22 protein-coding genes and 1 tRNA gene are annotated in these 18,199 nt (G+C 62.6%); 13 read left to right on the top strand and 10 right to left on the bottom strand.

Annotated features, from left to right (window positions below; all coding sequences use genetic code 11):
• Positions 1-142: 142 nt before the first annotated feature.
• From WMO66_RS08045 to WMO66_RS08080, 8 genes are all read right to left on the bottom strand, one after another.
• Positions 143-652 carry an NUDIX hydrolase gene (locus tag WMO66_RS08045; RefSeq protein ID WP_349135899.1) on the bottom strand — a complete coding sequence of 170 codons (510 nt, stop codon included), beginning with the start codon at positions 650-652 and terminating at the stop codon, positions 143-145.
• 10 nt (positions 653-662) lie between these two features.
• Positions 663-1,226: a manganese efflux pump MntP gene (locus WMO66_RS08050; RefSeq protein WP_349135900.1), complete on the bottom strand. Its 564-nt coding sequence runs from the start codon at positions 1,224-1,226 to the stop codon at positions 663-665.
• A 59-nt stretch (positions 1,227-1,285) separates the two neighbouring features.
• The gene (locus WMO66_RS08055) at positions 1,286-1,870 is read right to left on the bottom strand and encodes an NUDIX hydrolase (RefSeq protein ID WP_349135901.1); all 585 of its coding nucleotides are present in this window, start codon (positions 1,868-1,870) and stop codon (positions 1,286-1,288) included.
• A 91-nt stretch (positions 1,871-1,961) separates the two neighbouring features.
• Positions 1,962-2,046: transfer RNA gene (locus WMO66_RS08060), tRNA-Leu, on the bottom strand.
• Between the two features lie 129 nt (positions 2,047-2,175).
• Entirely contained in the window at positions 2,176-3,567 is a 1,392-nt protein-coding gene (locus WMO66_RS08065) for a uracil-xanthine permease family protein (protein WP_349135902.1), read from the bottom strand.
• A gap of 50 nt (positions 3,568-3,617) precedes the next feature.
• On the bottom strand, positions 3,618-4,154 hold the full coding sequence (gene pyrR / locus WMO66_RS08070; protein ID WP_349135903.1) for a bifunctional pyr operon transcriptional regulator/uracil phosphoribosyltransferase PyrR: 537 nt from the start codon (positions 4,152-4,154) through the stop codon (positions 3,618-3,620).
• Between the two features lie 266 nt (positions 4,155-4,420).
• The gene (gene metA, locus WMO66_RS08075) at positions 4,421-5,332 is read right to left on the bottom strand and encodes a homoserine O-acetyltransferase MetA (RefSeq protein WP_349135904.1); all 912 of its coding nucleotides are present in this window, start codon (positions 5,330-5,332) and stop codon (positions 4,421-4,423) included.
• A gap of 15 nt (positions 5,333-5,347) precedes the next feature.
• Complete coding sequence (locus WMO66_RS08080) at positions 5,348-6,637, bottom strand: O-acetylhomoserine aminocarboxypropyltransferase/cysteine synthase family protein (RefSeq protein WP_349135905.1); 1,290 nt, start codon at positions 6,635-6,637, stop codon at positions 5,348-5,350.
• Positions 6,638-6,873: 236 nt separating this feature from the next.
• Between WMO66_RS08080 and WMO66_RS08085 the strand changes: the two genes are divergently transcribed.
• From WMO66_RS08085 to WMO66_RS08145, 13 genes are all read left to right on the top strand, one after another.
• Positions 6,874-7,167 carry an AtpZ/AtpI family protein gene (locus WMO66_RS08085; RefSeq protein WP_349135906.1) on the top strand — a complete coding sequence of 98 codons (294 nt, stop codon included), beginning with the start codon at positions 6,874-6,876 and terminating at the stop codon, positions 7,165-7,167.
• Entirely contained in the window at positions 7,154-7,570 is a 417-nt protein-coding gene (locus WMO66_RS08090) for an ATP synthase subunit I (protein ID WP_349135907.1), read from the top strand. Before WMO66_RS08085 ends, WMO66_RS08090 begins: the two co-directional genes overlap by 14 nt.
• Positions 7,567-8,334: a F0F1 ATP synthase subunit A gene (gene atpB / locus WMO66_RS08095; protein ID WP_349135908.1), complete on the top strand. Its 768-nt coding sequence runs from the start codon at positions 7,567-7,569 to the stop codon at positions 8,332-8,334. The genes WMO66_RS08090 and atpB overlap by 4 nt, the downstream gene beginning before the upstream one ends.
• A 58-nt stretch (positions 8,335-8,392) precedes the next feature.
• Positions 8,393-8,632, top strand: coding sequence for an ATP synthase F0 subunit C (gene atpE, locus WMO66_RS08100; RefSeq protein WP_349135910.1), 240 nt, complete (start codon positions 8,393-8,395; stop codon positions 8,630-8,632).
• 46 nt (positions 8,633-8,678) lie between these two features.
• Positions 8,679-9,197, top strand: coding sequence for a F0F1 ATP synthase subunit B (atpF, locus tag WMO66_RS08105; protein ID WP_349135911.1), 519 nt, complete (start codon positions 8,679-8,681; stop codon positions 9,195-9,197).
• The gene (gene atpH, locus WMO66_RS08110) at positions 9,190-9,723 is read left to right on the top strand and encodes an ATP synthase F1 subunit delta (protein ID WP_349135912.1); all 534 of its coding nucleotides are present in this window, start codon (positions 9,190-9,192) and stop codon (positions 9,721-9,723) included. The genes atpF and atpH overlap by 8 nt, the downstream gene beginning before the upstream one ends.
• A gap of 35 nt (positions 9,724-9,758) precedes the next feature.
• Positions 9,759-11,267 (top strand): F0F1 ATP synthase subunit alpha, encoded by a 1,509-nt coding sequence (gene atpA, locus WMO66_RS08115; RefSeq protein ID WP_349135913.1) that lies wholly within the window; start codon positions 9,759-9,761, stop codon positions 11,265-11,267.
• 12 nt (positions 11,268-11,279) lie between these two features.
• On the top strand, positions 11,280-12,116 hold the full coding sequence (atpG, locus tag WMO66_RS08120) for an ATP synthase F1 subunit gamma (protein WP_349135914.1): 837 nt from the start codon (positions 11,280-11,282) through the stop codon (positions 12,114-12,116).
• Positions 12,117-12,134: 18 nt separating this feature from the next.
• On the top strand, positions 12,135-13,538 hold the full coding sequence (gene atpD, locus WMO66_RS08125; RefSeq protein WP_349135915.1) for a F0F1 ATP synthase subunit beta: 1,404 nt from the start codon (positions 12,135-12,137) through the stop codon (positions 13,536-13,538).
• Positions 13,535-13,933 carry an ATP synthase F1 subunit epsilon gene (gene atpC / locus WMO66_RS08130; RefSeq protein ID WP_349135917.1) on the top strand — a complete coding sequence of 133 codons (399 nt, stop codon included), beginning with the start codon at positions 13,535-13,537 and terminating at the stop codon, positions 13,931-13,933. The genes atpD and atpC overlap by 4 nt, the downstream gene beginning before the upstream one ends.
• A gap of 158 nt (positions 13,934-14,091) precedes the next feature.
• Positions 14,092-14,487, top strand: a complete 396-nt coding sequence (locus tag WMO66_RS08135; protein ID WP_349135918.1) for a DUF4190 domain-containing protein — start codon at positions 14,092-14,094, stop codon at positions 14,485-14,487.
• A gap of 24 nt (positions 14,488-14,511) precedes the next feature.
• On the top strand, positions 14,512-15,093 hold the full coding sequence (locus WMO66_RS08140) for a zinc ribbon domain-containing protein (protein ID WP_349135919.1): 582 nt from the start codon (positions 14,512-14,514) through the stop codon (positions 15,091-15,093).
• A 74-nt stretch (positions 15,094-15,167) separates the two neighbouring features.
• Positions 15,168-15,842, top strand: coding sequence for a GNAT family N-acetyltransferase (locus WMO66_RS08145; RefSeq protein ID WP_349135920.1), 675 nt, complete (start codon positions 15,168-15,170; stop codon positions 15,840-15,842).
• Positions 15,843-15,884: 42 nt separating this feature from the next.
• Here the strand turns inward: WMO66_RS08145 and WMO66_RS08150 are convergent, their stop codons facing one another.
• Entirely contained in the window at positions 15,885-16,376 is a 492-nt protein-coding gene (locus WMO66_RS08150; RefSeq protein WP_349135921.1) for a DNA-deoxyinosine glycosylase, read from the bottom strand.
• A gap of 49 nt (positions 16,377-16,425) precedes the next feature.
• Complete coding sequence (locus WMO66_RS08155) at positions 16,426-17,979, bottom strand: oligosaccharide flippase family protein (RefSeq protein WP_349135922.1); 1,554 nt, start codon at positions 17,977-17,979, stop codon at positions 16,426-16,428.
• Positions 17,980-18,199: the final 220 nt, after the last annotated feature.

The following is an 18,199-nucleotide window of genomic DNA, read 5'->3' on the forward strand; positions in this document are numbered from 1 at the left end:
ATGGAAAACGGACTGCTGGTGAAAACAGAAGAAGGCTCTCCCCAGGGAGGCCCACTTAGTCCCTTGCTTGCTAACAGGCATGCCGCTCCCCTACACAGAGGCACCTCGTTACATTGGCAAAAATGCCTGAGGCCCATCGGTCTCAGGCATTCCAAATTTTTCGGAATTCGTCCCGCAGCTGGCGCAGGCGGCGGACATCCGGCTGAGCGACCTCGCCGGAGGCAACCAGAGCCTCCAGACCGGCCTTGGACACCCAGCGGGCCTCCGTTGTCTCGCCGGGCTGCAGATGCAGCGCGGAAAGCGGGATATCATGGAAGAGGAAATAGACATCACTGAAGGTGGAGTGCTCGCGAAAGCTCCGCACCAGATGGAAATCCGCCTCATCGGCCTCAATGCCCGTTTCCTCGCGCAGCTCGCGCCGCACGGTCTGCAGGCTCGTCTCGCCGACGAGGGCCGCGCCGCCCGTGGCGGCCCAGCAATTGGCATAATGCTCCTTCTCCGGTGCGCGGCGGGTCAGCAGCAGCTCCCGCTGCCGGTTGAACACCCAGACGAACGCCGTCAGATGATATTCCCCCCGCCCCATCGGCGTGCCGCGCACATGAAAGCGCCCGGTCGTCCGCCGCTGGCGGTCATAGATATCCCAAAGCTCCATGACGTTTCCCTCAGGCCTTGCCGAGCAGGTGCTCAACAAGGATCTTGAAACCCATGGCGATCAGGATCAGGCCGCCGACCAGCTCCGCCTTGGACTGATAGCGGCTGCCGAACAGGTTGCCGATCTTGACGCCCGCCACGGAGAACACGAACGTCGTCAGGCCCGTGATGGCAATGGCGATCCAGATATTGACGCCCATCATGGCGAACGTCACGCCCGTGGCCAGCGCATCGATACTCGTAGCAATGGCCAGCGGCAGCATCACGCGGAAGGAAAACGAATCGTTCCCTTGCTCCTCTTCCTTTGAGAAGGCCTCACGCAGCATGTTCGCGCCGATGAGCACGAGCAGCACGCAGGCGATCCAGTGGTCAAATTTCTGGATGTACGAGGCGAACGAGCTGGCCAGAAGGAAGCCGAGCAGCGGCATAAGGGCCTGAAACCCGCCGAAATACGCGCCGGTGATCAGGCAATGCGAAGCCTTGAGTCGCTTGACAGAGAGGCCTTTGCCGATCGAGACGGCAAACGCATCCATGGACAGCGCGATGGCAGTGATGAGCAGGTCAAGAAGCTTCATAGCGTTCCTCCAGCGTGTTTGAAAATCAGAGACGGTTAACTTTTATTGTACCTTCCGCTTCAGAGCTTGTCAACCGGAATGCCGAACTTTTGTGCCAGATACGGCAGCAGACGGCAGAACTCCGCCTCGCGCAGGCAGAAGCGCGGGTCGTTTCCCCGCATGGCGCGCAGGATCTCCCGCACGGAAAACCAGTGCACGGACTCGACCTCACAGGCCTCCGGCGTGAAGGCTTCCTCCGGCCGGTCGAGGACGAGGAGATAGACCCATGCGATCTCATTGTCATGAAACGGCTTTCCATGGAAGGCTCCGTGATATTCGTTGCGCTGGGCAAACAGGAATTCCGGCTCCTCCCCCGTCACGCCCAGCTCCTCGGCCAGCTCACGGCGGGCCGCCGCCGCAAAGTCCTCGCCGGGGTCAAGATGCCCGGCCGCCGAAATATCATACAGACCCGGGAACGAGTCCTTCTGTGCGCTGCGCTTCTGCAGCAGCAATTCGGCCCTTCCGCCGCGCAGCCGCGCCAGAAATACGTGGCTCGCGCCGTGCAGGTCGCCGTCGCGGTGCACGAGCGCGCGCGGCTTGATCTCGCCCGTCAGGGAACCGTCCTCCCGCCGCAGGGCGAAGCATTCATTTGCAGGATCTGCCAAGCTGTCTTCCCTCCCCGGAAATCAAAAAACGGAGCGATCGCAGGGGTCGCTCCGGAAAATGCAAAACGCCGGAGCAGAATCTGCTCCGGCGTGGTGCGAGTGATGCGACTTGAACGCACACGACGGTTGTCACACGCCCCTCAAACGTGCCTGTCTACCTATTCCAGCACACTCGCATATCCAATTTGCTTGTGTATTATACTTTGTTTTTCCGCATTTGTCAAGCCCTATTTTGAAAAAAGCCGCCGCGCGGTGACTTGGACACCGCGCGGCTGTATATATTATATAAGGTATGAGACTCGGTCTCAGTCGCGGTTCGCGCTGCGGCCCTTGAGGATCTGATTTGCGAGAATACCGAGGATGAGTGCGACGGCGACCGGCGTGATCGTGATCTTGCCGAACGTCAGGGACAGGCCGCCGATGCCGGTCACGAGGATCGTGCTGACGACGAAGAGGTTGTTGTCCTTGCCGAGGTCGACCTGCTGGATCATCTTCAGGCCGGAGACCGCGATGAAGCCGTACAGGGCGATGCACACGCCGCCCATAACGCAGCCGGGGATGGAGTTGACGAAGGCGACGAACGGGGAGAAGAAGCTGACGAGCATGGCGAGGATGGCCGTTGCCAGGATCGTCACAACGGAGGCGTTGCGCGTGATGGCAACACAGGCAACGGATTCACCGTAGGTCGTGTTCGGGCAGCCGCCGAGGAGAGCGCCCGCCATGGAGCCGACGCCGTCGCCCAGCAGGGTGCGGGAGAGACCGGGATCCTTCAGAAGGTCCTTGCCGATGATGGAGGAGATGTTCTTGTGGTCTGCAATGTGCTCGGCGAAGACAACGAACGCGACCGGCACATAGGCCACGGCGATGGCGCTGACATAGCCCCAGTTCAGCTCGGCAAAGCCCTTGGCAGCCTTGAGGAAGACGAAGTCCTTCGTCACAAGCTCATAGTTTACGAACGTCTTCAGCGTGACGCCGTTTTCCCACAGCACGGAAAGCTTCGAGAAGTCGAGCACCTTCAGCGCGTCCGTGGCCGTGGCGTTGCCGATGAGGGTGAACACCGCCGCAACGGCGTAGCCCGCGAGGATGCCGAGGATGAACGGGATGAGGCGGACCATTTTCTTGCCGTAGGTCGCGCAGAGCATGGTCACGAGCAGGGCCGCAAGGCCGCACAGAACGGTGATGAGCGGAGAAGCGACTGCCGCGCCCTCGGCGTTCACCACGCTGCCCTTGATGAGGTCGGAGACGGCGTTGCCCGCCAGCGAAAGGCCGATGATGGAAACCGTCGGGCCGATGACGACGACCGGCATGAGGCGGTCGAGCCACTTGACGCCCGCGACCTTCACGGCCGCCGCAATGATGACATACACAAAGCCGGCGAACACCGCGCCGAGAATAAGGCCCGCATAGCCGAGCGTCATGGAAACGCCGCCTGCGAAGGCTGCAGCCATGCTGCCGAGGAAGGCAAACGAGCTGCCAAGGAAGACCGGGCTGCGGAATTTCGTAAAGAGCAGGTAGACGAGCGTGCCGACGCCTGCGCCGAAGAGTGCCGCGGCGGGGCTGAGCGTGCTGCCGGTCGCGCCGTTGGTGATGACCGGAACGACGAGCGTCGCCGCCATGATGGCCAGCAGCTGCTGGATGGCGAAGAGGATCGTCTGGCCGAATTTCGGCCGGTCCTTGACTCCGAAGATCATGTTCATGATTGGTTCCCCCGTTCTGTATTTTGGGTTTTGCTGATGTGGTTTTGTATTCAGGCCTGCTTGCGCAGGTGAATGCCCCATTGTCCGTCGAACTGCGGCGTCAGCACGCAGATCTGTTCCTCCCGCGCCGTCGGCACGTTCTTGCCGACGTACTCCGGGTCGATGGGCAGCTCGCGGTGCCCGCGGTCGACCATTACGGCCAGCCGGATGCGTGCCGGGCGGCCGAGGCGGATGACGGCCTCCATCGCGGCGCGCGCCGTGCGGCCGGTGTAGATGACGTCGTCCACAAGGATGACGGTCTTTCCGGCAACCGGCGTGGAGAACTGCGTCGGCCGCACCTCCGGCAGATCGCCGAGCTCGCTCAGATCGTCGCGGTACAGCGTGATGTCCAGCGTCTCGACCGGCGGCCGGACGCCGCCGAAGCGCTCCATGAGCCCGGCCAGCTCTTCGGCCAGCGGAACGCCGCGCCGCAGGATGCCGACGAGCAGAACCTGCTCCGGCTCCGGATTGTTCTCCAATATCTGATGCGCCAGGCGGCGCAGGGTGCGCTCAAACGCGGCTGCATCCGCGATCTCAACAGTCTGCATATGGTTTTTCCTCCCGTAGGGTGCAAAAATGCCCTGCCGCAGCACAGCGACAGGGCATACGAATCCACAGCAAAGCGGCAGACGGGTACACAGACCCTCTGCGTCTCTCATTCGCGTCCTTGTCGGTCTCTCTGTACCGCTCTTAAAGAACTTTTTTCGGGCGTTATTCTAGCACAGCACTCCCCCGCTGTAAAGCTTTTTTTCGGCAAAAACCGATCTTTGGCGCTTACGACGAAAAAGCGCGCCGTTTTTGCGGCGCGCTTTGGTCAGAATGTGAAATCATACGGGGTCGTCTGATAGACGAAGTAGTTCAGCCAGTTCGAGAACAGCAGGTTGGCGTGGCTGCGCCAGGTGACGAGGGGCGGCTTCGTGTCGTCATTGCCGGGGAAATAATTCTCCGGCACGGCAATGGGAAGGCCGAGAGCCTTGTCGCGCTCATATTCGCGCCGCAGCGTGTCCGGGTCGTATTCCGCGTGGCCCGTCAGGAAGATCTGCCGTCCGCCCGCCGTAAAGATTGCGTAGACTCCGGCCTGCTCGGACGAGGCAAGGATCTTCAGCTCCGGCACGCGCTCGATGTCCTCGCGGCGGACCGTCGTGTGGCGGGAATGCGGCACCATGAACACGTCGTCAAAGCCGCGCAGCAGGATCGGGTTCTTATACTCCACGCGGTGCGGGAACACGCCGAAGAGCTTTTTCTCCAGCGGCACCTTCTTGATGCCATAGTGATGGTACAGTGCGGCCTGTGCGCCCCAGCAGATGTGCAGCGTGCTGTGCACATGCGTCCGGCTCCAGTCCATGATGCTGCAAAGCTCCTGCCAGTACTCAACGTCCTCAAACGGCAGCTGCTCCACGGGCGCGCCCGTGATGATCATGCCGTCGTAGCGGCGGCCGCGGACCTCGTCGAACGTCTTATAGAACGTGAACAGGTGCTCTGCCGAAACGTGTGTGGCCATATGGGACTGCGTATACAGGAATTCCAGATGCACCTGCAGCGGCGTGTTGCCAAGCAGGCGGGCAAACTGCGTTTCCGTGACGATCTTCGTCGGCATAAGGTTCAGGATAAGAATTTCCAGCGGGCGGATGTCCTGCGTAACCGCGCGGGTCTCCGGCATGACGAAGATATTCTCACTTTGCAGGGTAGCAGCTGCCGGCAGATCGTTCGGTATCTTAATGGGCATGGCGTTCCCTCCGGCTTATTCGGCGGCAAGCGCCTGATCGAGATCGGCGATCAGGTCGTCCGCATTCTCAAGGCCGCAGGACAGCCGCACAAGGTCGGGCGAAACGCCCGCTGCGGCAAGCTCGCTGTCGTTCATCTGGCGGTGCGTCGTGCTGGCGGGATGCAGACAGCATGTCCGCGCATCGGCGACGTGCGTCTCGATGGAGGCGAGCTTCAGATGGCTCATAAACCGTTCTGCGGCAGTTCTGCCGCCCTTGACGCCGAACGAAATGACGCCGCAGGAGCCGTTCGGCAGATATTTCTGCGCCAGCTCGTAATAGCGGTCGCCGGGCAGGCCGCAGTACTTCACCCACGCGATCTTTTCATGCCCCTGCAGGTGCTCTGCGATACGCTGCGCATTGGCGCAGTGCTGGCGCACGCGCACGGGCAGGCTCTCGAGGCCGAGATTCGTCAGAAATGCGTTGTGCGGGGACTGCACCGCGCCGAGGTCGCGCATGAGCTGGGCCGTGGCCTTTGTGATGAACGCGCCGCCGAGTCCGAAGCGTTCCGTATATGTCACGCCGTGGTAGCTTTCGTCCGGCGTGCACAGGCCGGGGAATTTTTCGGGATATTTCGTCCAATCGAATTTGCCGCCGTCGACAATGCAGCCGCCGAGGGCCGCCGCATGGCCGTCCATATACTTTGTGGTGGAGTGCGTCACGATATCCGCGCCCCACGAGAGCGGGCGGCAGTTGACGGGCGTGGCAAACGTGTTGTCCACGATGAGCGGCACGCCATGGGCATGGGCCGCAGCGGCGAACTTTTCGATATCCAGCACGGTCAGGGCGGGGTTGGCGATGGTCTCGCCGAACACGGCCTTTGTGTTCGGGCGGAACGCGGCGTTCAGCTCCTCCGCGGAGCAGTCCGGGTCAACGAACGTGCAGGAGAGCCCCATGCGCTTCATCGTCACGGCAAACAGGTTATAGCTGCCGCCGTAAATGGACGCGGAGCTCACGATGTGGTCGCCGCAGCCGGCGATGTTGAACATGGCCATAAAATTGGCGGCCTGCCCGGAGCCGGTCAGCATGGCGGCCGTGCCGCCCTCGAGCGCCGCGATCTTCGCCGCAACGTGGTCGCAGGTCGGATTCTGCAGGCGGGAATAGAAATAGCCGTCCGCCTCGAGGTCAAAGAGCTTTCCCATGGCCTCGGAGGTCTCATAGCGGAATGTTGTGCTCTGGATGATCGGGATCTGGCGCGGTTCGCCGTTGCCCGGCGTGTAGCCGGCCTGAATGCAGAGCGTTTCCGGCCGGAGATCGGGAGTTTTCAAAATCAAGACACCTCAAATCGGGAAGAATAAGAATCAACAAAGCCGCATTCTGCGCGGCGATCGTGAACAATTATATCGAATTCCCCGCAGAATGTCAACGCGGAGCATATTCGAAAGGTCGCCCTGATTTCAGACATTTTTCAAGCTTTGCATATTGCAATTTTTGAAAAAAAGGGGTATGATGTTAACTGATAATAGGGGAGAATCGGGTCCTGTTTTTTAGGAGGTGCTCTTTCTTGCCGAAAAAGGTATTTCGCGCGATTTATGCCGTCAATTATTGCATTCAGGCAGGCTTCTGTATGGTGTGCCCGGCTGGGCTCATCATTCTCGGCGGCTGGCTGCTGCACACGCGCTGCGGGCTCGGCCGCTGGATCATGATTGCCGCCATCGTCTTCGGCGTGTTCGCCGGGCTGTACAGCATGTTCCATTTTCTGCTGACGGCTGCCCGCACCATGGACCCCACCGCTCCCCCGTCTTCCGATGTTCCGTCATCTCACAAAAAGGAGGATGATCCGCATGGAACCCGTTAACGAGTCAACGTCCGGCAGTCTGAAGTGGCTCGTTCTGCCGACGCTCGCCGCAGAGATCGTGCTGTCCGGCATCATGCTGGGCTGCTACGCTCTGTTCGCCGCGCTGCGGCAGGATATTCTGCTCGGCGCCGCGCTCGGTACCGCCGCCGCGCTGGTGAATTTTGCCGCCATGATCCTCGGCCTGCTGCGGGCCTCGAAGAAGGAAAACCCACTGTCCGCCCAGCTCACGTCCCGCGTGCTGTTCGTCGCGCGCATGGTCGTGCTGCTGGTCGTTCTGGTCATCGCGCTCAAGAGCAAGCGGTTCGACCCGCTGGCCACGCTGCTGCCGCTGTGCTTCATGCGGCTGGCGCTCATGGCCTCCGAACTGGTACGCAAGAAAAAGAAGGGAGTTCCCGCTGCATGAATGTTAATATCACCGGTCCGCGCATCCTTGCGGAGTTTTCGTTTTTCGGTCTGTGCGATGTGACCATCACGCAGACGACGCTCACCTCGCTCCTCGTTCTGGCCGCGGTGACGATTCTCTGCTGGCGGCTCGGCCGTAATCTCCGGAAGCGCCCCGGCCGCATGCAGGCCGTCACGGAGCGCGCCGTCCTTGCCGTTTACAAGCTCGTGGACGACACGATGGGCAAGCACAATGAGCGCTTTGCGCCCTACATCGGCGCGCTGTTCTGCTCGTCCGTGCTCGGCTCACTTGCCAGCCTGACCGGCTTCCTGCGCAGCTCGACGGCCGACCTCAGCACGACGCTCACCTGGGCCCTCATGACGACCGCTCTCGTCTGGTACAACAACATCAAGAACAACGGCTTCTTCGGCTGGCTGAAGGGCTTCACGGAGCCCGTGGTCGTTATGACGCCGATGAACATCATCAGCGAGATCGCACAGCCGATCTCCATGTCGTTCCGTCACTTCGGCAATATCGCCGGCGGCTCCGTGCTCACGGCCCTTATCTACGGCGGTCTGTCCGCGCTGAGCTCGTTCGTGCTCGGCTGGATCCCGAGTGAATTCATCTCGTCCATCCCCATTTTCCAGGTCGGCATCCCCGCCGTCCTCTCCATCTATTTTGATCTCTTTACCGGCTGCATCCAGGCGCTCGTGTTCTGCATGCTGACGATGGTCTACGTCGGCGCAGCCTGCCCACCCCCCGCCCCGAAGCCGGAGAAGAAATAAGCAAACCCCGATTTGAGATCGTTCCAAACACAACAATATTTACAGGAGGAAACACACAATGGATCAAGCAATCATCAAGGCCGCCGCTGCGATCGGCGCAGGTCTCTGCATGGGTCTGGGCGCTATCGGCCCGGCAGTCGGCGAAGGTAATGCCGTCGGTAAGGCTCTCGAGGGCATGGCACGTCAGCCGGAGGTCTCCGATACGCTGCGTACCAACATGATCCTCGGCTGCGCCATCACCGAGTCCACCGGTATCTACTCTCTGGTCATCGCTCTGCTGCTGCTCTTCGTTTTCTGATGCGGCGCAGCACCACGAGATCTGCCGGAGAAAGGAGAAATGCGGCTTGAAATTTTTTACGGGATTTGAGAGCTTTGTCGGTGTGGATTTCTGGACCTGCCTGTTCACGCTGTGCAATCTGGTCATCCTCTATCTGGTCATGAAAAAGCTCCTCTTCAAGCCCGTCAAGAACATGATCGATTCGCGCCAGAAGGAGGTCGACGACCTCTACGACAACGCCAACCGTGCCAAGGCCGAGGCAGAAGAGATGCGCGCGCGCTATGAGACGCGCCTGCAGCAGGCCAACGCTGAGAGTGAGGCGCTGCTCCGCGACGCCAACCGCCGTGCCCAGCTCCGTGAGGAGGAGATCCTCCGCGACGCGCAGGACAAGGCGGCGCAGACCATGCAGCGCGCTGAGGCGCAGGTCGCGCTGGAAAAGAAGCGCGCCATGAACGAGATCAAGGACGATGTGTCCGACATGGCGGTGGACATTGCCTCCGCCGTCCTGCAGCGCGATATCCGCAGCGAGGAGCACACCGAACTGATCGATTCCTTCATTGAGAAATTGGGGGACAGCCATGATTGATGCCGCAAGCTATGGCCGCGCGCTGTTTCAGCTCGCGGAGGAAAACGGCTGCGGCGACGGGGTGCTGGAGGAGCTGCAGCTCGTCCGCCGCGCCCTGCGGGAAAACCCAGGTTATGTCACGCTGATGGACACGCCCGCCGTGGCCGGGCCGGAAAAGCACGCCCTGCTGCTGCAGGCCTTTTCCGGCGCGTCGCAGGAGCTGCGCAATTTCCTGTGCCTGCTGTGCGACCGGCGCGCGCTCTGGCAGCTGCCCGCCTGCCTGACCGCCTATGAGGCGGCCTATGACGAGGCGCACGGCATCCTGCGCGCGACGGCCATCACGGCCGTTCCCATGCAGCAGCGGCAGCGCGAGGCCCTGTGCGCCCGGCTCGAGTCGCTGACCGGCAAGACCGTCAGCCTGACCTGCCGCACCGATCCCACGCTGCTCGGCGGCATTACCCTGCGCTATGGCGGCATCCAGCTCGACGACAGCATCCGCAGCCGTCTGGAGCGCCTGCGCCGCAGCCTGAGCCAGACCGTGGTCTGACCGGCTCCCCATCAAAAGATAAGGTTGGTGAAACCGTGAATCTCAGAATCGACGATATCAGTAAGATCATCAAGGATCAGATCAAAAATTATGCATCCCAGACGCAGCAGGATGAGATCGGCTACGTCATTCAGGTCGGCGACGGCATCGCCAAGGTGCACGGGCTGGATAAATGCAAGTCCAACGAGCTGCTCCGCTTCGAGAACGGCTCGTTCGGCATGGCGCTGAACCTCGAGGAGAGCTGCGTCAGCGTCGTCATGCTCGGCACGGACGTCGGCATCCGCGAGGGCGGCCTTGTCAAGCGCACGGGCCGCGTCGTGTCCGTTCCGGTCGGCGAGGCCCTCATCGGCCGCGTCGTCGATGCCCTCGGCCAGCCCATTGACGGCAAGGGCCCCATCGAGTCGAAGGAGCTGCGCCCCATCGAGCGCAACGCCCCCGGCATCATCGAGCGCAAGTCCGTCAGCGTCCCGCTGCAGACCGGCATCAAGGCCATCGACTCCATGATCCCCATCGGCCGCGGCCAGCGCGAGCTCATCATCGGCGACCGCCAGACCGGCAAGACCGTCATCGCAACGGATACCATTCTGAACCAGAAGGGCAAGAACGTCATCTGCATCTATGTCGCCATCGGCCAGAAGCGCTCGACCGTCGCCCAGCTCGTCGATACGCTCGCCCGCGGCGGCGCCATGGACTATACCATCGTCGTCTCCGCGACAGCCTCGGAGCTGGCTCCGCTGCAGTATATCGCGCCGTACTCCGGCTGCACCATGGGCGAATACTTCATGGATCAGGGCAAGGACGTGCTCATCGTCTATGACGACCTGTCGAAGCATGCCGTGGCCTACCGTGCCCTTTCCCTGCTCATCCGCCGCCCGCCCGGACGCGAGGCCTACCCCGGCGACGTGTTCTATCTGCACTCCCGTCTGCTCGAGCGCGCGGCCCGCGTCGCCCCGGAATACGGCGGCGGCTCCATGACGGCCCTGCCCATCATCGAAACACAGGCCGGCGACGTCTCGGCCTATATTCCGACGAACGTCATTTCCATCACGGACGGCCAGATCTATCTGGAGTCCGAGCTGTTCCACTCCGGCATCCGCCCGGCCATCAACCCCGGCATCTCCGTGTCACGTGTCGGCGGCAGCGCCCAGATCAAGGCCATGAAGAAGGTCGCCGGTACCCTGAAGCTGACGTACTCACAGTACCGCGAGCTGCAGTCCTTCGCACAGTTCGGCTCGGACCTCGATGCCGACACGAAGACGCGCCTTGCTCAGGGCGAGCGCGTCGTTGAGGTGCTCAAGCAGGACCGCAGCTCCCCGCTGGACGTCGCCCTGCAGGTCAGCATTCTCTACGCTGTCGTGCACAACATGCTCATGGACGTCCCCGTCGAGCGCATTTCCGCCTTTGAGAACGCGCTGTTTGACCATCTGACCGTGCAGCATCCCGAAATTCTCGAGGACATCCGCAAGACCGGCGAGCTTCGGCCGGAAAACGAGGCCGCGCTGCGCGCCGCCATCGAATCCTGCCGCGCGCCGTTCACGGCCTAAGGAGCGCTGCCTATGGCTTCCATGAAGGATATCAAGACGCGCATTCGCAGCGTCGAGAGCACCCAGCAGATCACCCGCGCCATGGAGCTCGTCGCCACGTCCAAGCTGCGTCATGCGCGCGAGCGGGTCGAGCGCTCCCGCCCCTTCCACGAGGTGCTGGGTGAAGCCATCGCGGGCATTCAGGCCGGGCTGAAGGAAACGCCGTCCGTCTATTCCGAGGTGCGCCCCGTGAAGAAGACCTGCTTCGTCGTCATCGGCGGCGACCGCGGTCTGGCAGGCGGCTACAACGCCAACCTGCACCGGCTCGTGCTCTCGCTGGCAGGCAGCGAGCCCTACTGCGTGCTGCCCATCGGCAAAAAGCCGCTCGAGCAGTTCACCCGCAGCGGTGCGGAGCTCGTCAGCACCTATTTCGGCCTTGCCGCCTCCGTCGGCATCGGCGACTGCATGCAGATCGCCCGCCTGCTGTGCGACGGCTTTGCAGCCGGGCGCTATGACCGCGTGACCGTCGTCTATACGGAGTTTCGCTCCATGCTCTCGCAGGTCCCCGCCTCTGCCGACGTTCTGCCGCTGCAGCTCACGGGCGATGCAAAGTACCAGAGCGCGACCGTCGAGGACGACCCTGCCGCCCTGGTTGCGGCCATCGTGCCGCAGTATGTCTCCGGCGTGCTGTATTCCGCCCTCTGTGAGGCCTCTGCCTCCGAGCACGGCGCGCGCCGCACGGCCATGAACGCCGCCAATAAAAACGCCGGTGAGCTCATCGACTCGCTGGTCCTCAAATACAACCGCGCGCGGCAGGCAGCCGTCACGCAGGAGATCACAGAAATCGTTTCCGGCGCCGAGGCGCTGTAACGGAAAGGAGTCAACCGAATGCAGGAAAAGAACATTGGTTCCGTCGTGCAGATCATCGGCCCGGTGCTGGACATCCGCTTCCCGGCCGGTCACCTGCCCGACCTGCTCAACGCCATCGAGATCGAGCGCGACGGCGGCAAGCTTGTCTGCGAGGTCGCCCAGCAGCTCGGCGACGATGTGGTCCGCTGCATCGCCATGAGCTCGACGGACGGCATGGTGCGCGGCATGGAGGCCGTAGACACCGGCTCGCCCATCAAGGTCCCCGTCGGCAACGAGACGCTCGGCCGCGTCTTCAATCTGCTTGGCCGCGCCATCGATAATAAGCCCCAGCCCGTCACCTGTGAGAAGTGGAGCATCCACCGCGACCCGCCCGCCTATGACGAGCAGCAGACCTCCACGGAGATCCTTGAGACCGGCATCAAGGTCGTCGACCTGATCGCCCCCTATGCCAAGGGCGGCAAGATCGGTCTGTTCGGCGGCGCTGGCGTCGGCAAGACGGTCCTCATCATGGAGCTCATCAATAACGTCGCCAAGCAGCACGGCGGCATCTCCGTCTTCGCGGGTGTCGGCGAGCGCACCCGCGAGGGCAACGACCTCTATAACGAGATGCAGCAGTCCGGCGTTATCAACAAGACCGCCCTCGTCTACGGTCAGATGAACGAACCGCCCGGAGCCAGAATGCGCGTGGCGCTGTCCGGCCTGACCATGGCCGAGTACTTCCGCGACCGCGAGGGGCAGGACGTTCTGCTCTTCATCGACAACATCTACCGCTTCACGCAGGCAGGCTCCGAGGTCTCGGCCCTGCTTGGCAGAATGCCCTCCGCCGTGGGCTACCAGCCGACGCTGGCCACGGAAATGGGCGCGCTGCAGGAGCGCATCACCTCCACAAAGAAGGGCTCCATCACGTCCGTGCAGGCCGTTTATGTCCCTGCCGACGACCTGACGGACCCGGCCCCGGCCACGACGTTCGCCCATCTGGACGCAACGACCGTTCTGGACCGCGGCATCGCCTCGCTTGGCATCTACCCTGCCGTCGATCCGCTGGAGTCCACGTCCCGTATCCTGACGCCGGACGTGGTCGGTCTGGAGCACTACGAGGTTGCCCGCGAGACGCAGCGCATTCTGCAGCGCTATAAGGAGCTGCAGGACATCATCGCCATCATGGGCATGGACGAGCTGTCCGAGGAGGACAAGCTGACCGTCAGCCGCGCCCGCAAGATCCAGCGCTTCCTGTCCCAGCCGTTCTCCGTTGCCGAGCAGTTCACCGGTATGCAGGGCAAGTACGTTCCCATCAAGGAGACGGTCCGCGGCTTCAAGGAAATCCTGGAGGGCAAGCATGACGATCTGCCCGAGTCCGCGTTCCTGTTTGTCGGCACGATCGACGAGGCCGTTGAGAAGGCGAAGCAGGGGGCTGCAAAATGAGCAGCTTCCATCTGCAGATCGTCACGCCGGACGGCAGCTTCTTTGACGGAGAGGCCAATTCCGTCGTTGTCCGCACGACCGGCGGCTATGTGAGCATCTATCCCCACCACACGGACTATATCGCCGCGCTGGACATCGGCCGCGTCGTCGTCACGAAGGACGGCGAGCCGCGGCATGCAGCCTGCGGCGGCGGCTTTCTCAGCGTGGAGAAGGGCGAGGTACGTCTCGTCGCCACCACGTTCGAATATGCCGATGAGATCGACGTTGCCCGTGCCGAGGCCGCAAAGGCCCGCGCTGAGGCTCGCATCGCAGCGGCCACGGAGGAGCGCGACATCAAGCTGGCCCGCGCCAAGCTCAGCCGCGCCCTGAACCGGCTGCATATTGCAGGAAAATGACCACAAAAAGGCCTGCTGCAGAACTTACGCTGCAGCAGGTCTTTTTTGCACCCTTCCGGCCACGTTCCGCCTTGACATTCTCCGACCGATTGTGTAAAATTATTATGAACAGGATATGCCCTGTCATTCCTGAATCTGTTTGAATCGAGGTAATTTCCATGTCCATGATCCAGTGCCCGAACTGCAAAAGCATGGTCGACAACAGCGGCGCATTCTGTCCGAACTGCGGCACTCCCATTGCGGCTGCCCCTGAGACTCCCGTTCAGCCCGTGCAGGCGCAGCCTTCCCAGCCCGTCTATGTTGCAGCGCCCGTTCCCGAAAAGCGCGGTGCGCACGGCTGCAGCATCGCCGGCTTCGTCTGCGGTCTGCTTGGCCTGATCTTTTGCTGGACCTACATCGGCCTGCTGGCCATTCCCGGCCTCATCCTCAGCATCGTCGGCATGTCCCAGAAGAACCGCAGCAAGGGTCTCGGCATTGCCGGTCTGATCCTGAGTGCCATCGCCCTGTGCATCTGGCTCATCGTGCTGGCGGCCATCGGCATCGCCGTGCTCTAAGCCCTGGAAAGAGAGGAATCTGTTATGAGATCATTCTGTGCCAACTGCGGCGCCCCCGTCGAGGAAGGCGCTGCGTTCTGCGGCAGCTGCGGCGCACCTGTTCAGAACGCCGTGGAGCCCATGCAGCCCGCCATCCCTGTGGAGCCGCCCGTCGCTCCCGTCGAATCCCAGCCTTCCGCACCGGTCGAGTCTGCCGCTCCCGCGCAGGCCCCGGTATACCCCGTCTACCAGCAGCCGGTCTACGTCCAGCCTGTCTCCCCGCTGAAGGGCAGCAACGGTGTCGGCGTGGCCTCGTTCGTCATGAGCATGGTCTCGCTCGTCGCCACGATCGCCGTGATTGCCATCATTTCCAGCATCATGGATTCGGTCAGCTCCTTCTATTTCAGCTTCAGCGAGCTCCAGACGCTGTGCACCAGCGGCATCGTGCTGGCCATTCTCGCACTGCTCGTGTCCATCGTCGGCCTCATCCTCGGCATCGTCGGCGTCGCCCGCCGCAATGTTAAGAAGGGTCTTGCGCTGACCGGTCTCATCATCAACGGCGTGGAGCTGCTTGCCGACTTCGTCGTGATCGCCATGATCGCCGCCATCATCAACGAGCTCTTCTGAGCGCGTTTCCCGGCACATATTCCGCGCGGCTCGGCTCCGGGCCGCGCGGTTTTTATTTGGAAAGGAAAAACGTCATGGATCAAAATCTTCGGCTTCTCTTTACGGAAATGCTCCGCCGGACCGGCCGCTGCCGCGCGCTGTACGACGGGCTGGAGGGCATGCTGCTGCAAACGGGCGGAAACGGCCTTTTCTGCGGCATTCCGGATGCGGACGCCCTGCTGCGCGTACTGCGGGGCGTGACCGTTCCGAAGGACGCGGGCTTCACCGTCTTCTCGCACGAGGCCGCCGACGCCGTGCAGCGCGAATTCGGCCTGCACGATCAGGAGGCCTATGAGACGCTGCTGTACCTGCAGCCGTCGCCGCCCGAGGTTCCGGCCTGCTCCATCCGCCCGCTGAAGGCGGAAGACACCGCGGAGGCGGCGCGCTACTATCATCTGTTTGACGATCCCCTGCCCTATCTGCACGGCCGCGCGGAGGCCGGAGCGCTGTGGGGCCATTTCACCGCCGAAGGGCGGCTGGCAGGCTTCCTCGGCATCCATTCCGAGGGCAGCATGGGTATGCTCGAGGTCGTGCCGGAGTTCCGCCGCCACGGCATCGCGCAGGCGCTGGAGGCAGCGCTCATCCGGCTCCATCTGGAGCGCGGCTGGCTGCCGTACTGCTTCGTTGCGCCGGATAACGTGCCGTCCCTCTCGCTGCAGGCCAAGCTCGGGCTGACGAACATCCACATCCCGGCCATCTGGTTATTCTAAGGAAATGAAAACGGGAGGAGCCGCGGATTTGGCTCCTCCCATTTATAATATCACGCGCCAGGCCTCGGCCAGCCGCTGCAGCGACCATGCCGCATTGGCCGGGCTCGTCGACGGCAGGACGACGGCCGGGCGGCCGAGCAGCGGCTCGTTATAACGGCGGTAGTATTTCAGCGACGTGTTCCCGTTGCAGAAAATGCGTTCGATCGGCGCATGCTCCGTGATGGCGCGCAGGTCGTTCGGCACAACGTCGCGGATGCTGCTGTCGGACGAGCCGGTGATGGTGCACTGCCCAATGGAGTCCCACAGCGCAAAATGGTGGCGCAGGGCAAGCGCGCGCTTCTCCTCCACGGTCTGCGGCGCCGGCTCGCCGGTCAGCAGGGCGAGCAGCGGCCAGAAGCGGTTCTGCGGATGGCCATAGAAAAACATAGCCTCCCGCGACTTGATCGACGGGAATGAGCCGAGAATAAGCACGCGGGACTCCGCGTCAAACAGCGGGGGGATGGGATGCACCTGCGGCATGGGCGTCTGCGGCATGAGATCAGCCTCCTGGTCTAAGAAAACACTGATTAAAACAGCGCTTCCCCTAAAAGCTGCCCTCATTGTAGCCCGCGCCGCCCCGATTGTCAAGCGTCCGGCGCAGTACGCGCCGCAGCCAGCTGCCGTCCTGCTGCGTCAGGGCCTGCAGCAGCACAAAGGCCGCGAGCAAAACCGTCAGGAACCAGCCGCCGCGGCACATAAGCCGCATGATCTGTCCGCCCGCCGCCGGGAACGGAAGCGTCAGCAGCAGGGCAAGGCCGAGGCTCAGCAGCGGCAGAGCAAAATCCGCCGTGCGCGGCCGGTGCTCCGTCACAACGAGCAGCCGCCGGATGCTCAAATACAGATTGATGGCATGCGTCACGGCAAACACCGCCACATAGCCCGCAACGCCATGGCGCGGCAGCAGGACATAGAGGAATACGACGTCCAGAACGGATGTCAGCGTGTTATAGCGCACGCAGCTCAGCTGCTCGGCGAGGCCCTTGAGCATGCCGTCGACAATGGCATCGAGATAGAGCATCAGCACCATCGGCGCAAAAATGCGCAGGTAGCGCCCCGCATCCGCGCTGTGATAGACACACTGGCCCAGCTCCTCCGCGCAGACGAAGAAGAAGCCCGCCACGGCTGCGGCAAACAGTATGGTCATGCGGATGCACTTCCCGCTCAGGTCACGCACACGCAGGCCGCGCCCCATGGCCCGGCAGCGTGAAAGCTCCGGCACCAGCAGATCGGAGACGGAATAGAGGATGGCCGCCGGGAACATCAGGATCGGGAACACCATACCGTGGATCGTCCCATAGCCCGCCATAGCCTCCTCCGTCGAGCCGCCGTAGCGCGCAAGGCCGATGGGGATGAGCAGCTGCTCGGCCGTGTTCAGCCCGGCGCGCAGGGCGTCGTTCAGCGCCAGCGGGACGCTCAGGCGCAGCAGGCGCTTTCGCATCGGGATATGCTCGCGCGGGACCTGCCGCATGTCGCGCCGGTAGCGCAGATACAGCAGTGTGAAGTCAAAAATACACCCGGCGGAGCTGCCGAACGTGATGGCGCAGCACGCCCGCGCCAGATCGTCCCCGGCCCAGAGGTACAGCAGGGTGACCGTCAGCCCGACGGACACCAGCCGCTCCGCGATCTCGATGCCGACGAGCTGGCGGATGCGGGAGCAGGCCGTGTAATACCCCGTCATGATCCCGCACAGGCAGGAAAACGGCAGCAGCAGGCCCATGACCCGCAGACTCGGCCCAGCGCGCAGGTCGCGCAGCCACTCCATTGCGAAAAAGTCCGACAGGAAGAACAGTGCCGCGCCGGAGACGGCGCTCACGAGGATGCCGTATTGCAGGCAGGCGCGCATGGCCGCGCGCACACCGCTCAAGCGCCGGTGGCCGAATTCCTCCGCCGCCAGATACATGGCCGTTACGCGTACCCCGGCCGTCCCGGCCAGCATGGCAAAAACGCCGATGGTCGAGATGAGCTGCATCAAGCCCAGCCCCGCCGCGCCGATGCGCACGGAGAGGAAGACCTGAAATGCGATGGAGATGAGCCGCAGCAGCAGGTTCGCCGCTGTTAAAAGCAGCGCGCCGCCCAGAATGGAGTCGTTCCGCTCCATGCCCTCACCTCCCCTGTCCAATATATCAAAACTCCCCCGGAAACATGCCTGTTTCCGGGGGATCAGATCGGTTATCATGGAAGCGTTGCAGGGTCGGGACATGCCCCGACCGGCGCGGAACTCACGAACGGCAAAGGCCATCGTTAAAACGGTAAACGCACCCGAATTGTCATTCCGAGGAGCGAAGCGACGTGGGAATCTCGCAGTACCCGGCCGGATC

Source organism: Faecousia intestinalis, assembly GCF_040096185.1.
GTDB lineage: Bacteria > Bacillota > Clostridia > Oscillospirales > Oscillospiraceae > JAZOXB01.

What these genes read in the sequence shown, in the direction of transcription:
- WMO66_RS08045 (WP_349135899.1), bottom strand. Translation starts at nt 652, where the DNA reads ATGGAGCTTTGGGATATCTATGACCGCCAGCGGCGGACGACCGGGCGC.
- WMO66_RS08050 (WP_349135900.1), bottom strand. Translation starts at nt 1,226, where the DNA reads ATGAAGCTTCTTGACCTGCTCATCACTGCCATCGCGCTGTCCATGGAT.
- WMO66_RS08065 (WP_349135902.1), bottom strand. Translation starts at nt 3,567, where the DNA reads ATGAACATGATCTTCGGAGTCAAGGACCGGCCGAAATTCGGCCAGACG.
- pyrR (WP_349135903.1), bottom strand. Translation starts at nt 4,154, where the DNA reads ATGCAGACTGTTGAGATCGCGGATGCAGCCGCGTTTGAGCGCACCCTG.
- metA (WP_349135904.1), bottom strand. Translation starts at nt 5,332, where the DNA reads ATGCCCATTAAGATACCGAACGATCTGCCGGCAGCTGCTACCCTGCAA.
- WMO66_RS08090 (WP_349135907.1), top strand. Translation starts at nt 7,154, where the DNA reads ATGGAACCCGTTAACGAGTCAACGTCCGGCAGTCTGAAGTGGCTCGTT.
- atpB (WP_349135908.1), top strand. Translation starts at nt 7,567, where the DNA reads ATGAATGTTAATATCACCGGTCCGCGCATCCTTGCGGAGTTTTCGTTT.
- atpE (WP_349135910.1), top strand. Translation starts at nt 8,393, where the DNA reads ATGGATCAAGCAATCATCAAGGCCGCCGCTGCGATCGGCGCAGGTCTC.
- atpH (WP_349135912.1), top strand. Translation starts at nt 9,190, where the DNA reads ATGATTGATGCCGCAAGCTATGGCCGCGCGCTGTTTCAGCTCGCGGAG.
- atpG (WP_349135914.1), top strand. Translation starts at nt 11,280, where the DNA reads ATGGCTTCCATGAAGGATATCAAGACGCGCATTCGCAGCGTCGAGAGC.
- atpD (WP_349135915.1), top strand. Translation starts at nt 12,135, where the DNA reads ATGCAGGAAAAGAACATTGGTTCCGTCGTGCAGATCATCGGCCCGGTG.
- atpC (WP_349135917.1), top strand. Translation starts at nt 13,535, where the DNA reads ATGAGCAGCTTCCATCTGCAGATCGTCACGCCGGACGGCAGCTTCTTT.
- WMO66_RS08135 (WP_349135918.1), top strand. Translation starts at nt 14,092, where the DNA reads ATGTCCATGATCCAGTGCCCGAACTGCAAAAGCATGGTCGACAACAGC.
- WMO66_RS08140 (WP_349135919.1), top strand. Translation starts at nt 14,512, where the DNA reads ATGAGATCATTCTGTGCCAACTGCGGCGCCCCCGTCGAGGAAGGCGCT.
- WMO66_RS08145 (WP_349135920.1), top strand. Translation starts at nt 15,168, where the DNA reads ATGGATCAAAATCTTCGGCTTCTCTTTACGGAAATGCTCCGCCGGACC.
- WMO66_RS08150 (WP_349135921.1), bottom strand. Translation starts at nt 16,376, where the DNA reads ATGCCGCAGACGCCCATGCCGCAGGTGCATCCCATCCCCCCGCTGTTT.
- WMO66_RS08155 (WP_349135922.1), bottom strand. Translation starts at nt 17,979, where the DNA reads ATGGAGCGGAACGACTCCATTCTGGGCGGCGCGCTGCTTTTAACAGCG.